Raw genomic sequence first — 13,663 nt, forward strand, 5'->3', positions numbered from 1 at the left:
CTTACGTGATTTAACGTAGTCGAAACTAAGTTTTCTACAAAGCTCCGTATTTTCCGAAAAATAAAGAATCGACCCTGTTGCCATGTAACGTTTCAACGAGCGAAAACCTTCCATAGTAAGGACTTGAGAGTCGAGATGTCAGATGGAATCCGTTTCCGATAAGCTTCACCACAGAGACACAGAGGACACGGAGAAGGGCTTATTGCGTTCGGCTAAGCCACTGTTTGAAATGCAAATTCTGTATTAAATTTCAGTGTGGGTCAATTCGAGCGGAGGCGATATCGAGCGGTCGGTCGATTCTCATTTTTTTACTTGTAATGGTTATTCTGGTAACGTTTCTTGGTCGCGAAACGAGAGTTTTGGATAAGAAATTCCTGCTTTGGACAAGGCTGCTTTTGCACGTCGAATCAGATCGGTTTGGTAAACAAATTCGTCTCTAGCGTCGATGGGATAACATTTAAGTTTGAAGTGAGTTCCCCACGGAGTTTCTTCAATGATGACTAAAATCGGGAAGTCAATTTGCGTGTACTTGCTCGTTTGAGCAGTGCGTTTTAGAATTTTACTGACGCGATCGACCTCGATGTCGTGGGCGAAATAGAAATCGACGACAGTTTGAGCTTCGACATTCCCTTTATTCGCGTTGACGATCGCGTCCGTCCAAATTTTATTGTGGGGAATCGATACGATATCGTCGTTGGGGGTGCGAATGCGGATTCCTCGCAAGCCGTAATTGATAATTTCGCCGTATTGGTCGCCGATGGTGACGCGATCGCCCACTTGATAGGGACTTTCAAACAATGCGATAATTCCTGCAATCACGGAACTGGCGTAATCTTTAAAAGCAAATCCCAAAGCGACAGCGACAGTTCCCGTAATCGCGAAGAGGTTGTTCGCCGAAAAGTCGAGAAACAAACTCAGGAGAAGGACGATCGCCAATCCTAAAACGAAAGCTTGCCAAAACGGAAGCGATTGTGCGATCGCCAAGCGAAACCGCAGGGGAACTTTTTCCGCCAGCCACCGCACGACTTTATCGATCGCGACAGTGCTGAAATAAGCAATGACTACGACGGCGATCGCTTGTAGAATTTTAGCAGTCGTAATTTCTTTAAAAACTTCGGTCGCATTGCTAACTGCGTTCCCGTTACTTTGGGCGATCCAGAACTGTTGAATAATTAATTCGTTCACGATTTTGAGTCTCCGATACGAAATTGATTGTTACTCAAATCTCGATACAACCGGGGATAGTGAACGGGTTCGAGTTGGAAAAATTCGTCGGGTTGGCGTACTAGAGACACAGACTGCAACCGACGCACTCGCTGCAAAACTTCGAGGGGGGAATCTCCCAAGGTTTTCGCTAAGTCCCCAACCGTTATATTTCGATGTAAGCCGAGGGAATACAGTAAAAAGCGATCGTTTTTATCGAAAGTGGGCAGTTCGGGAAGGTGAGGACGTTGGGCAAAAATTCCCTCTTCACCCTCAATGTGGTGGAGCGATCGCAGCCATAAATTCGAGGCGACCGCCGCACTTCCTAACGATAGTTCGGCGAGTCGGTGGAAATAGGACTTTTCGGATTTCGAGTTCCAGAAGTCGTCTTCGTCGTCTTCAGTTTCGGAATTTTCGTTTTCGTCGGCTTCTTTTTCAAACTGACAGTCGGCGAGGTGACAGACGGGAGACAACCAGGTTTTTAAGTCTTCTGGAGAAAGTTCGGGTAAGATACTAGGTTCGGGAAAACTTACTGACAGGTCACAGGCGAGATCGAGATAGTTCCACGCAAACGTGTTGCAACCGATCAGCCAAAATCGAGAGCGATCGCGTAAAACGCAGTCCTGTAAAACGTCGATGCTGTCTAACCCTTCTACACACCGTAAAAAACACTGGCTCAAATCGGGAACGACGATAACGAGATTGCGATTGGCAGACCGAACGAAGTCCGAATCGGACGTTTTGCGAAGTTGTCGAACGATCTCCGAAACGTCGTGCGGTACTGTCGAAGATGCTAACGTTTTAACCAGTAGAACGCTGTCGTTTTCCCACGAGGAAATGGCAGTGTCGAGCAGTTTTGAAAACGAATCGACGGGAGTTCCGAGAAGTACGAATCCATTGGGAGCGGTTTCGTCTTGTTGCCACTGTTTCAACCGTTGGGAAAGCTGCGATCGCACCTCCTCACAATAAGGATTTGGAGCGTCTAGTTCGAGGAGGCGATCGATCAGTTTTTGACGAAGGGTAAAATTGAGGGGAATTCGATCGACTTCGGAAAACTTGGCTTCCAATTCAGCAGCGTGTTCCTTTAGTTTCGCTTGAGCTTTGGGAAACCACGATCGCACGCGAGCCAATATATCGCCGATTTTGAATTTCATTTATCCCCGCCGCACCACTTGCGTTGCGGTGGCTTGTTCTGTCGGAACCACTAACACTTCGCTGATGTTGACGTGAAGCGGACGACTGGCACAAAATAAAACGATATCCGCGATGTCGTCTGGGGTTAACGGCGTCAAGTTTTCGTAAACCTTTTTCGCCCGTTCTGTATCCCCGTGAAATCGCACGTCGCTGAACTCGGTTTCTACCAAACCGGGATCGACTTCGCTGACACGAACTGAGGTTCCTAATAAATCCTGTTTCAACCCTTGGGTAATGGCGCGAACCGCTGCTTTTGAGGCACAATAGACGTTACCGTTGGGATAGGCGTGTCGTCCGGCGATCGAACCGATATTAATTATATGTCCGCGATCGCGTTCTACCATTCCCGGTACTACGGCACGAGTCACGTAGAGCAATCCCTTCACGTTGGCGTCTATCATCTCTTCCCAGTCGTCGATATTCCCTTCATGAAGCTTGTCGAGTCCTCGACTCAATCCGGCGTTGTTGATTAATATGTCGATCTCTTGCCAGTTTTGGGGTAATGTGGCGAGGGTTTCGGCCACTTGTTGGCGATCGCGAACGTCGAGTTTGAGGATGCGAACGTCGGTTCCGTGATGTCGGTGTAATTCGGCGGCGAGGGTTTCGAGGCGATCGGAGCGACGGGCGGCTAAAATCAGTTTGGCACCCGCTTCAGCAAAGAATTTGGCACAAGAGGCTCCGATTCCGCTGCTGGCTCCCGTAACGAATACAATTCGATCTTTGACAGACCCCATCACAGATTCTTTAACGTTGCGACTTTCTCAGTTTAGGACATTTTTTTGGAGAAACAGGGGTTTTGAGGTTTGAAAAAATCCGCGTGAAAGAACTCTCGTTCGTGTCGCGAGCAAAATGATTGACGTTTTCCTTTCGAGGAGTTATACTATAAAAAACTGTAACAATCTTTATAATATAATTAAAATTGACTTAAAATTCAACACTATAAATAAGTATTAGAAATATCGAAGGCTTTGAAGTTGAGTAGAAGAACCCGAAGTCATCATCAGAGCGATCGAAATTCCGGGTTTCTAGTATAGATCCCAGCCAGACGCGTTCGATGCACACCGATCGCCAGGAAGTTTGCTAAGATGCAGAACTCAACTGACGTTAATGTTAGGATTTGAGTTCACGCGATCGCGAAATCATGGCTGTGAGACAGACTGTATCTCTACCCAATATCGAACTTTCCTATCTCGAATGGGGCGTTCCCGGTAACGAACCCGTCTTATTACTGCACGGACTCGCAGACCATGCGGGGGTGTGGTCGAGTTGCGGCGAATCCCTTTCCTCAGCCTATCACGTCGTCGCGCCGGACTTGCGGGGACACGGCAACAGTAGCAAGCCCCGAACCGGATATCGAGCGATCGACATTATCCGAGACTTACAGCATTTAATGCAACATCTCGGCTGGACTTCCGCTCACATTGTCGGACATTCGTGGATGGGGAAAGTGGTGCCGAAGTGGGCAACCTTACACCCCGAACAGTTTAACACCGCCGTACTCGTCGATCCCTTTTTCATCGGTAAACTTCCCCAAATTTTTCGCTTGACCTTTCCCCTCCTTTACCGCGTGCTACCTTTTTTAAAAGGTATGGGTCCTTTTGAAACCTACGACGCAGCCGTGGAACGCGCCAAAACCCTAAAACAGTATCGCGGCTGGAGTGCCTTACAACAGAACGCCTTCAAAGAAAGTCTCGAAGAAAAACCCGACGGTATCTGGGGCAGTAAATTCACCATAGACGCCAGAGACGGCGTATTTGAAGACGTGATGCTAGTAGCAGGCTTGACACAGGAAATCGACGTTCCGACGCTGTTCGTAAAACCCCTCGAAGGACTCAACCGAACTGCCTTTCAACTGAAACCCTACCGTCAATATTTAAAAAAACTAGAAATTCGGGAAGTTCCCGGAAACCACTGGGCGTTTTTAGTCGAACCCGAAGCTTTTAACGCCACCCTTTTAGACTACTTCAAACAACACTCGTTTACTTCGTAGACTTATCGTAGATTGCATCGATCGCATGAAATTTTCACTCCCCCGACAACGGTTTTACCAAGAAATCAACCGAGACGACGAGAACATCGATTTAGCTGTCGCGGCGTTGTGCGTCGCCTGGGAAGAATATCCCGATCTCGATATCGAAGAATATCTCAACGCCTTAGATACGATGGCATCAGAAGCAGCGGAAAAACTACCCGCCGAACGCTATCCCATGCGAGTGATTCAAGCCCTCAACAAATATCTGTTTGACGACTTAGGATTTCAAGGCAATCGAGACGATTATTACAATCCCCAAAACAGCTATCTCAACGATGTTATCGACAGACGGTTGGGAATTCCTATTAGTTTGTCTTTGGTTTATTTAGAAATTGCCAAACGCCTCGATTTCCCGATGGTAGGAATCGGAATGCCGGGACATTTTATCATCCGCCCCGACTTTGAAGACGCGGGAATTTTCGTCGATGTTTTTAACGGCGGCGAAGTGATGTTTCCCGAAGATTGCGAAAACCGGTTGCGTCAAGTGTACGGACAACCGATCCGATTTCGTCCCGAATTTCTCGAGCCGATTAGTTCGCGACTGTTCCTCGTGCGGATGCTGACGAACTTAAAAGCCGTGTATATTTCCAAACAGGAAATGTCGAAAGCCTTAAGTGCGATCGAGCGAATTTTGCTATTAAATCCCGATTCCATCATGGAACTGCGCGATCGCGGACTCTTGTATTACCAAGCCGGACGGTCAGTCGAAGCCACCCAAGACTTAGAACGCTATCTCGAAATGCGTCCCAACGCCCCCGACGCCTCCACCATTCAACAGTTACTCGAAAAACTCAATAATTAATTGATAGGGAACGGGGAACAGTCCGTAGGGTGCGTGACTTGAAAAATCGGGTGTCGAACACCAGACCGAAAAATCGTCACGCACCGCCAATGTACACCGCCCACAGACAAGAGAAAAATCGGGTGTCGAACACCAGACCGAAAAATCGTCACGCACCGCCAATGTATTCTCCCCCTCTCCTCTGCTCCTCCTCTCCCTGACTCCCCCTCTCCTCTAAAATAGTGAATCGGTCACATTTACAGAGGAAGACACAATGGAGGCGAAACCGGAAAACTTGCAACAGCTTAAAGATAAAGTGGCCGTGGTCACTGGGGGGTCTCGCGGTATCGGAAAAGCCACCGCCCTCGCCTTAGCCGCAGAAGGGGCGAACGTGGTGGTAAACTACGCCAGTTCTAGTACCGCCGCCGACGACGTGGTGAAAACCATCCAAGAGATGGGAGGCGAGGCGGTCGCCGTCCAAGCAGACGTATCCAACGCCGAACAAGTGGACGCCTTGGTGAAAGCCACCACCGAAAAATGGGGCAAAATTGACGTTTGGGTGAACAACGCTGGAATCACCCGCGATACGCTGTTGCTGCGGATGAAACCCGAAGACTGGCAGGCGGTTATCGACTTAAACTTGACGGGGGTGTTTCTTTGCACCCGAGCCGTCAGTAAACTGATGTTGAAGAAGAAAACCGGCCGCATCATCAATATCGCCTCCGTCGCCGGACAGATGGGGAACCCCGGACAAGCCAACTACAGTGCAGCCAAAGCAGGCGTCATTGGATTTACCAAAACCGTGGCTAAAGAGTTAGCCAGTCGCAGCGTGACGGTTAACGCGGTTGCACCGGGATTCATCGAAACGGACATGACGGAAGGCTTAGCCGCTGACGAAATCCTCAAAGCGATTCCCTTGGGACGATACGGAAAAGCCGAGGAAGTGGCGGGGTTAATTCGTTTCCTGGCGGCGGACCCGGCGGCGGCGTACATTACCGGACAAACCTTTAACGTCGATGGCGGAATGGTGATGGCTTAATTGTCTGCAATCGGACGAATTGAGATTTGAGAGGGCGAACCGACGTTCGCCCCAACGAGAAATTTTACGAGATACTTAGAGGATGCCCATCCAGGTTAACAGACCTTTTCCGGTGAGGATTTCTAAAATGAGCAATCCCACGAAGCCAATCATGGCAAAGCGTCCGTTAATCTGTTCGGCGTAGGGCGTCCATCCGAAGCCGGGTTCGTAGCGATCGCTGTTCGTTTCTTGTACGTTGGGCGTTTCGTTCGTCATGGGGTTCTCAACCAACTGGGGATATCACGATTACATAGGATACCGCGCTCCTCTTCGCTTCGCTACGATCGCATCTTTCGAGAAAGTGAGATACTAAAGTAAAATTGAATCGAGATGTCGCAACAGGGAGGAGCGATCGTGAGCAAACCAACGAAATCTGAAAACGTTCCCAAGGCAATGCAGAAAAAGTTCGATGAAATTGTTGCGATAACCGAGGAGTTTTCCAAGCAACACTTGAACGAAGAATACGCCGAACTGATTCGCTTCGCCACCGCCGCACTTTGTCGAAAACGGCCGTCTCCCTTGGCTCGCGGTCGGGCAAAAACTTGGGCTTGCGGAATTACCCATGCGATCGGAATGGTGAACTTTCTCTACGATCGCTCGCGGGAACCGTACATCAGTGCTAAAGATTTGTATCAGTGGTTTGGCGTGAGTTCCAGTACCGGTCAAGCCAAGTCCAAACTGGTACGAGATACCTTAAATACACATCAACTCGATCCAGAATGGAGTATAAAAAGTATTAATAAAGACAACCCACTGGCTTGGATGGTGACGTTAGAGAGCGGTCTCACGCTCGATGTGAGAACGGCACCTCGGCACATTCAAGAACTCTTCTATCAGAACGGTTTGATTCCATTTCCTCCGGATGCTTTCGAGTCTGAAGACACCCCATCGCGACCCAGAGCCTCGAAAAAGCGAAAGTCCAAACCCACGAAGGCGGAACTCAATTCTTTGTACGTCCTCGATGTCTATCTTTTTGACGGTTTGGTGACAGAGGAATTTATCAAGACAAATCCGGTGGTCTGTCGAACTATTGAAATTAAAGGTAGCAACACGTTAACCGACCTCCACGATGCGATTTTCGATGCGTTCGATCGCGAGGAAGAACATCTTTACGAATTTCAAATCGGTGGAAAAGGACCGAACGACCCGGAGGCGGTACGATACGGTATGAAATCACCGTTTTCGAAGCCGATGTTTGGGAACGACAGCAAGGACGCCGAAGCGACCAGAATCGCCTCTTTAGACTTGTCGGTTGACGATGCGTTTGGCTACTTGTTCGACTTTGGCGATAGTTGGATGCATCAAATTAACGTGATGTCGATTTCGGAGAACGCCCCGAAAGGGAACTATCCCAAGGTGACGAAGCGGGAAGGAGAGAGTCCGCCGCAATATCCCGATTTTGAGGAAGAATAGGAAAGCCTGTCTCTCCAAATCCCCGGCATCTCGAAGATGCCAGAGATCTCACGCAGCTATTGACCGATCGAGAAATTTTGGGTCTGTTGGAATTGTGGTGTAATACGGAATCCAAATCTCAAACAGCAGTTTCTCTAAACTCTGCATCACCCCTTAGCTCCCCAAGGGAGAGGGGAGTTGGGGGGATGTGTCTCTGTGGTGAAGACTTTTTGGTATTTTCATGTCCATTAAATCTGTCCAACGGAACTCTACATCTTACCCAAACTGCTGCAACAACCAGCGATTCACCGCCCCATCATCCTCCGTCTGACTCCGCCGCAACGCCTCTTCCACCGTAGACATCGCCAACCCCGGTAACACCGCCGATACCGAAATCTGACGACTTCCCCCATTCGCCACCGCAAACGCAAAGACTGCGGCCGCCTCCACGTCTATAACCCAATATTCCCGAACCCCAAACCGTTCGTATAACAAACGTTTCTGTCCCAAATCCTCGCTTAACGTCGTCGAAGAAATCTCAATGGCCAACGTCGGCGTTCCCCAAACCTCAATATCGATCGCTTGGTTTGTCTTCGTCGGTCGCCTCACCTCAGCCCCGATGTAATAGGCCAAATTTGGCTGACATTCCCGTTCCCCCGTTTTGCGAAAACTGGTATTCGTAAACGACACATAGGGGATGTTCTTCAGCGTTCCGTACAGACTGACGATCGCCGCCACGATCGCATTATCCTGTCCGTGACCCGACCCGATGGGCATCGTCTCAATCCTCATCCAACCGGAATCGTAGTAGCATCGCACGTTCTCGAATTCGGACTGTTGCGAAATTGCCAAAAAATCGTCCCAAGTGGCAGAAATCCAGGTTTCGGCGATCGCATTTTGGGGAGTTGATACCATATCGATTTCGCTTCACCGCTGGTTCTTCCACTGTACTCGACCCGCCGGACACCTCTCACCCAAAACGCCAAACCCCCCGTCACCGGAGGGTTTGGAAGGAATCAATAGAGATGAGCGATCGGGGATTTGAACCCCGAACCAACAGATTAAGAGTCTGTAGCTCTGCCGTTGAGCTAATCGCCCTCACTACAACCGTTTCAATGGCTGTAACACGATTGTAGCATCTTATTTCAAATTGTCGAGAACCCCGTCCCGCGATACCCAAAATCGCAACAACTCGGATGCAGGATTTCCGCCAACAGTTCTAACGAATCCACCAATCGCGGCCCCGGACGGTTGAAATACTGATTACCATCGCAATAGTACACTCGTCCCGTTTGCACCGCCTTCAACTGCGGCCACGCCGGATGTTGCGTCAGATGTTTGGCGTCTTCCTGAGTTTCCTGCAAATCGTACCCGCAGGGCATGACGACAATAACATCGGGATCGACGGCTTCGAGGGATTCCCACTCGATCCAAGGGGAATGCTGGCCGATTTCTCCGAGATGGGGAACGCCTCCAGCCAGTTGTACCAATTCTGGAACCCAGTTTCCGGCGGACATCAACGGTTCCGTCCATTCAATGCACACCACGCTGGGTTCCGGTTGTCCCGCCACTCGCCGCCGGACTTCCTCAACTCGCTGTTGCAAACTGGCGATCGCATCTTCGGCATCCACCCCCAACTGTTCCCCCACCAAGCGCATATTCTCCCAAACTTCCGCTAAAACGCTCGGTTGTAGGGAAATCACCTTGGGCTGGCTCTCACTGAGTTGCGCCACCGCCGCTTCCACTTCCGCTAAACTGGCCGCACAGACTTCGCATTGGGCTTGCGTGATGATGTGGGTGGGGTGCAACTCGCGCAGTAACTCGGTTTCCACTCGGTAGACGCTGAGTGCCGATTGCAGGAGTTCGGTGACGCGATCGTGAATCTGGGGACTGCTACCGTTGGGGTCGAACTGAGGCTGCGTGCAAGCGGGAAGCGATCGCACCGATTCGGGAAAGTCGCACTCGTGGGAACGCCCCACCAGGCGATCGCTCAGTCCGAGACTATCGACGATTTCAGTCGCACTAGGAATTAAAGAGACGATACGCAGATCGGACATGAAACAGGCTCGATGTTGAGGTCTTCGTTACTCAAACTCTACCGTATCGCTACAGTTTATTACCACAAGTCAATAAAATTGTCAATAAAAAAATATCCGCGAAAGCCGTAGGCGGAAACACAGACCCCAAATGGCGCGATCTCCGATCCCGGAGATCGCCTTGAAATCCCTAAAATGAGGATGTCAGACAGAGACCGACTCAACCCACGCCTATGCAACCGACCAATCCCAACCAATTCACCGAAAAAGCCTGGGAAGCGATCGCCCGCACGCCGGACGTCGCCAAACAAGCCAACCAGCAACAAATCGAGAGCGAACACCTCATGCAATCGCTTCTCGAGGGAGAAGGGCTGGCAGCGAGTATCTTTAGCCGCGCCGGGGTAGCTGTCGCCAGTTTACAAGAAAAAACCCGAGATTTTATTCAAAAACAACCTAAAGTAACTGGAAGTAGTACCTCAGTGTATCTCGGGCGGAGTCTCGACAGCCTGCTCGATCGCGCCGACAGCTATCGAAAAGAGTACGGAGACGAATATATATCCATCGAACATATCGTCCTCGGCTACGTCAAAGACGATCGCTTCGGAAAAAATCTCTTCAAATCCCTCAACCTCACCGAGAAAAAACTCAAAGACACCATCTCGCAAATTCGCGGAACTCAGAAAGTGACCGACCAAAACCCCGAAGGAAAATATAACGCCCTCGAAAAATACGGGCGCGACCTCACCGACGCCGCGAAAAAAGGCAAACTCGACCCCGTTATCGGACGGGACGACGAAATCCGCCGAACCGTACAAATCCTCTCGCGGCGTACCAAAAACAACCCTGTCCTTATCGGCGAACCCGGAGTGGGTAAAACCGCCATCGCTGAAGGACTCGCCCAGCGCATCGTCAAAGGAGACGTACCCGAATCCCTGCGCGATCGCGTGCTTCACGCCCTCGACATGGGGTCGTTGATTGCAGGGGCGAAATATCGCGGCGAATTTGAAGAACGCCTTAAAGCCGTCCTCAAAGAAGTCACCGACTCCAACGGTCAAATTATCCTCTTTATCGACGAAATCCATACCGTCGTCGGGGCTGGCGCGACCCAAGGGGCGATGGACGCCGGAAACCTCCTCAAACCCATGTTGGCGCGGGGCGAACTGCGCTGTATCGGGGCGACGACCCTGGACGAATACCGCAAATATATCGAAAAAGACGCGGCGTTAGAACGTCGTTTCCAACAGGTGTACGTCGACCAACCCAGCGTTGAAGACACCGTGTCCATTTTGCGGGGACTCAAAGACCGCTACGAAACCCACCACAACGTCAAAATCGCCGACAGTGCGTTAGTGGCGGCGGCGACGCTTTCCACTCGATATATTAGCGATCGCTTCCTTCCCGACAAAGCCATCGACCTCGTAGACGAAGCAGCGGCCAAACTGAAAATGGAGAGTACCTCCAAACCCGAAGAACTCGACGAAATCGATCGTCGCATCATGCAACTCGAAATGGAAAAACTGTCGCTGCAAAAAGAAAGCGATCCCGCCTCCAAAGAACGGTTGCAACGCCTCGAAAAAGAACTGGCCGACTGCAAAGAAGAACAAACCCATCTCAACGCCCAATGGCAGGCGGAAAAAGACATTCTTGAAGGTCGTAAAACCTTAAAAGAAGAGATCGATCGCGTCCAAGTCGAAATCGAAGACGCCGAACGCAAATACGACCTCAACCGCGCCGCCGAACTCAAATACAGCAAACTTCCCGAACTTCAGAAAAAACTCTCCGAAACAGAAGCCAAATTCACCACCGCCCAAACCAGCGGCGAAGCCCTACTTCGTGAAGAAGTCACCGAAGCCGACATCGCCGAAATCATCTCCAAATGGACGGGAATTCCCATCAGTAAACTCGTCGAATCCGAGAAAGAAAAACTCCTACATCTCGAAGACGAATTACACCATCGCGTTGTCGGACAAGACGAAGCTGTCACCGCCGTCGCCGACGCCATCCAGCGATCTCGGGCGGGGTTAGCCGACCCCAACCGTCCCGTCGCCAGCTTCCTGTTTTTAGGACCGACGGGAGTTGGTAAAACCGAACTGGCGAAAGCCCTAGCGTCCTACCTCTTCGACACCGAAGACGCGATGGTTCGCATCGATATGTCCGAGTACATGGAAAAACACGCCGTCTCCCGTCTAATTGGTGCGCCTCCGGGGTACATAGGATACGACGAAGGCGGACAACTGACCGAAGCGGTTCGCCGCCGTCCCTACGCAGTGATTCTCTTCGACGAAGTAGAAAAAGCCCACCCCGATGTCTTCAACGTCCTGTTGCAAGTTCTCGACGACGGACGCATCACCGACGCCCAAGGTCGAACGGTGGACTTCAAGAACGCCATCATCATCATGACCAGTAACATCGGGTCGCAATTCATTCTCGACGTATCCGGGGACGATTCCCAATACGAAGAAATGAAATCGCGAGTGACAGAGGCGTTGCGGGCGAACTTCCGACCAGAATTCCTCAACCGCATCGACGACACGATTATTTTCCACTCTTTGGAAAAAGCCCAGTTGCGGAATATCGTGAAATTGCAAGTCGTGCGGTTGGAAAAACGTCTCGACGAGAAGAAAATGGCGCTCAAACTGTCCGAAAGTGCGATCGATTTTCTGGCGGAAGTGGGTTACGATCCCGTGTACGGTGCGCGTCCGCTGAAACGAGCGATTCAACGGGAGTTAGAAACCCAAATCGCTAAGGGCATTTTACGGGGCGACTTTGGCGACGGCGATACCATTTTCGTGGACGTCGAAAACGAGCGGTTGTCGTTTAAACGGCTTCCGGCGGAGTTAGCCACCGTATAGGTTCGATGCTAGGTTAGAAGGGTGGGCGATCGTCCGCCCTTCGTGATTTGGCTTCGTTCTTTTAAAAAGTAGATTGGGGGAAACAACGTAAAACCCAAAAACACAATTAATTTTTTTCAATCAAACCTCTCTGTGTCCTCTGTGTCTCTGTGGTAAAAAATACCATCAAACAAACGGTTAGGATGTTAGGCTCACTGGTGCAGAAAACTTTTCGAGATCGGAGATTGACAAAACACATAAAATATGTATAGCAATCCTAGATGAGTCGTGGAAAGACCAACCCCCTAAACCCTTGCTATAGCTATATCGAGAATCCACAAATGATTTAGGACTGCTATATCTAGGCTCGAGCCAGATCCCCGGCATCTTGGAGATGCCGGGGATCTCCGGCAGCAATTTACCGATCTGGGATTTCGTGGCCAACCCTTTAATACGGCGATATCGTTTCTAGCAAGGGTTTCAGGACTTTTATGCACCACTAAGGGATGTTAGGTTTCCTTTCTCAGCCCAACCTAACTCCTTGCTTCATTACTACCTGTTTTTGATTTTCATCCAAACGTTCGATGAACTATTTCTCAGGACAAGATCTTAAATTAATTGAATCTCTCGTATATCAGCCAGAGCTTGAACCCTCTTACGAAGCCATAAAAGATGTTCTAATTTGGAGCGACGAACGACCCAATGGTTTGAGTTTTGAGGGCTATGAAAAACTATGCGATCTTTGGGTAGCAAGATCTTTTATTCATCGAAAAGTTTCTTTTCTTTCTTGCAAATTAGATTCGACGTATTTTGAAGAAGTCTGGCGTCGAGCTGTGTATCAGGAGTTTAGGTGGCCGGGTTTCTATCGATTTGAATTAAAAGATAGATTATACTATAAAAAACAAAGAGCCGAAACACAGGATTTTATTTAATTCATCTCAATTACTTCAGATGTAGGCTTAATTGAATAGAGAAAAACTTGACAGTTGGTTTTAATTTTTTTCAATCAAACCTCTCTGTGTCCTCTGTGTCTCTGTGGTAAAAAATCTCCTCACACCAATAGTTTCGATCTTGGGTTGAGAAACAAAACCCAAGATCGAAAATCCTAAGTTCAAT

12 protein-coding genes and 1 tRNA gene are annotated in these 13,663 nt (G+C 49.7%); 6 read left to right on the forward strand and 7 right to left on the reverse strand.

Annotated features, from left to right (window positions below; genetic code table 11):
• Window positions 1-321: 321 nt before the first annotated feature.
• From POG22_RS24045 to POG22_RS24055, 3 genes are read right to left on the reverse strand one after another with little or no spacing between them, the layout of a single operon-like run.
• Window positions 322-1,185, reverse strand: a complete 864-nt coding sequence (locus POG22_RS24045; RefSeq protein WP_498907411.1) for a mechanosensitive ion channel family protein — start codon at window positions 1,183-1,185, stop codon at window positions 322-324.
• Window positions 1,182-2,357, reverse strand: a complete 1,176-nt coding sequence (locus POG22_RS24050) for a hypothetical protein (RefSeq protein ID WP_498907412.1) — start codon at window positions 2,355-2,357, stop codon at window positions 1,182-1,184. Before POG22_RS24050 ends, POG22_RS24045 begins: the two co-directional genes overlap by 4 nt.
• Window positions 2,358-3,131, reverse strand: coding sequence for an SDR family oxidoreductase (locus POG22_RS24055; protein ID WP_017661424.1), 774 nt, complete (start codon window positions 3,129-3,131; stop codon window positions 2,358-2,360).
• A 407-nt stretch (window positions 3,132-3,538) separates the two neighbouring features.
• On the opposite strand from POG22_RS24055, the gene POG22_RS24060 reads away from it, so the two are divergent.
• From POG22_RS24060 to fabG, 3 genes are all read left to right on the forward strand, one after another.
• Window positions 3,539-4,387 (forward strand): alpha/beta fold hydrolase, encoded by an 849-nt coding sequence (locus tag POG22_RS24060; RefSeq protein WP_498907413.1) that lies wholly within the window; start codon window positions 3,539-3,541, stop codon window positions 4,385-4,387.
• Between the two features lie 25 nt (window positions 4,388-4,412).
• A complete protein-coding gene (locus tag POG22_RS24065; RefSeq protein WP_498907414.1) occupies window positions 4,413-5,231 on the forward strand; it encodes a SirB1 family protein in 819 nt (272 codons plus the stop codon).
• Between the two features lie 253 nt (window positions 5,232-5,484).
• Window positions 5,485-6,249: a 3-oxoacyl-ACP reductase family protein gene (fabG, locus tag POG22_RS24070; RefSeq protein ID WP_498907415.1), complete on the forward strand. Its 765-nt coding sequence runs from the start codon at window positions 5,485-5,487 to the stop codon at window positions 6,247-6,249.
• Window positions 6,250-6,324: 75 nt separating this feature from the next.
• On the opposite strand, the gene POG22_RS24075 is transcribed toward fabG, so the two are convergent.
• Window positions 6,325-6,504 (reverse strand): CAB/ELIP/HLIP family chlorophyll-binding protein, encoded by a 180-nt coding sequence (locus POG22_RS24075; protein ID WP_017661428.1) that lies wholly within the window; start codon window positions 6,502-6,504, stop codon window positions 6,325-6,327.
• A 138-nt stretch (window positions 6,505-6,642) separates the two neighbouring features.
• Between POG22_RS24075 and POG22_RS24080 the strand changes: the two genes are divergently transcribed.
• Entirely contained in the window at window positions 6,643-7,701 is a 1,059-nt protein-coding gene (locus POG22_RS24080) for a plasmid pRiA4b ORF-3 family protein (RefSeq protein ID WP_498907416.1), read from the forward strand.
• A gap of 255 nt (window positions 7,702-7,956) precedes the next feature.
• On the opposite strand, the gene POG22_RS24085 is transcribed toward POG22_RS24080, so the two are convergent.
• From POG22_RS24085 to POG22_RS24095, 3 genes are all read right to left on the reverse strand, one after another.
• Entirely contained in the window at window positions 7,957-8,595 is a 639-nt protein-coding gene (locus POG22_RS24085) for a Uma2 family endonuclease (protein WP_498907417.1), read from the reverse strand.
• A 111-nt stretch (window positions 8,596-8,706) separates the two neighbouring features.
• Window positions 8,707-8,778: transfer RNA gene (locus POG22_RS24090), tRNA-Lys, on the reverse strand.
• A gap of 47 nt (window positions 8,779-8,825) precedes the next feature.
• On the reverse strand, window positions 8,826-9,737 hold the full coding sequence (locus POG22_RS24095) for a cobalamin-binding protein (protein ID WP_498907418.1): 912 nt from the start codon (window positions 9,735-9,737) through the stop codon (window positions 8,826-8,828).
• A 212-nt stretch (window positions 9,738-9,949) separates the two neighbouring features.
• Between POG22_RS24095 and clpB the strand changes: the two genes are divergently transcribed.
• Both clpB and POG22_RS24105 read left to right on the forward strand, forming a co-directional pair.
• Window positions 9,950-12,568, forward strand: a complete 2,619-nt coding sequence (gene clpB, locus POG22_RS24100) for an ATP-dependent chaperone ClpB (RefSeq protein ID WP_063715383.1) — start codon at window positions 9,950-9,952, stop codon at window positions 12,566-12,568.
• 563 nt (window positions 12,569-13,131) lie between these two features.
• A complete protein-coding gene (locus POG22_RS24105) occupies window positions 13,132-13,479 on the forward strand; it encodes a hypothetical protein (protein WP_498907419.1) in 348 nt (115 codons plus the stop codon).
• The last annotated feature ends 184 nt before the right edge of the window (window positions 13,480-13,663 follow it).

The sequence above is a fragment of the Geitlerinema sp. CS-897 genome, assembly GCF_028368005.1.
Classification (GTDB): Bacteria; Cyanobacteriota; Cyanobacteriia; order Cyanobacteriales; family Geitlerinemataceae; genus Baaleninema; species Baaleninema simplex.

What these genes read in the sequence shown, in the direction of transcription:
- POG22_RS24095 (WP_498907418.1), bottom strand. Translation starts at nt 9,737, where the DNA reads ATGTCCGATCTGCGTATCGTCTCTTTAATTCCTAGTGCGACTGAAATC.
- POG22_RS24075 (WP_017661428.1), bottom strand. Translation starts at nt 6,504, where the DNA reads ATGACGAACGAAACGCCCAACGTACAAGAAACGAACAGCGATCGCTAC.
- POG22_RS24105 (WP_498907419.1), top strand. Translation starts at nt 13,132, where the DNA reads ATGAACTATTTCTCAGGACAAGATCTTAAATTAATTGAATCTCTCGTA.
- POG22_RS24060 (WP_498907413.1), top strand. Translation starts at nt 3,539, where the DNA reads ATGGCTGTGAGACAGACTGTATCTCTACCCAATATCGAACTTTCCTAT.
- POG22_RS24065 (WP_498907414.1), top strand. Translation starts at nt 4,413, where the DNA reads ATGAAATTTTCACTCCCCCGACAACGGTTTTACCAAGAAATCAACCGA.
- POG22_RS24050 (WP_498907412.1), bottom strand. Translation starts at nt 2,357, where the DNA reads ATGAAATTCAAAATCGGCGATATATTGGCTCGCGTGCGATCGTGGTTT.
- POG22_RS24055 (WP_017661424.1), bottom strand. Translation starts at nt 3,131, where the DNA reads ATGGGGTCTGTCAAAGATCGAATTGTATTCGTTACGGGAGCCAGCAGC.
- fabG (WP_498907415.1), top strand. Translation starts at nt 5,485, where the DNA reads ATGGAGGCGAAACCGGAAAACTTGCAACAGCTTAAAGATAAAGTGGCC.
- POG22_RS24085 (WP_498907417.1), bottom strand. Translation starts at nt 8,595, where the DNA reads ATGGTATCAACTCCCCAAAATGCGATCGCCGAAACCTGGATTTCTGCC.
- clpB (WP_063715383.1), top strand. Translation starts at nt 9,950, where the DNA reads ATGCAACCGACCAATCCCAACCAATTCACCGAAAAAGCCTGGGAAGCG.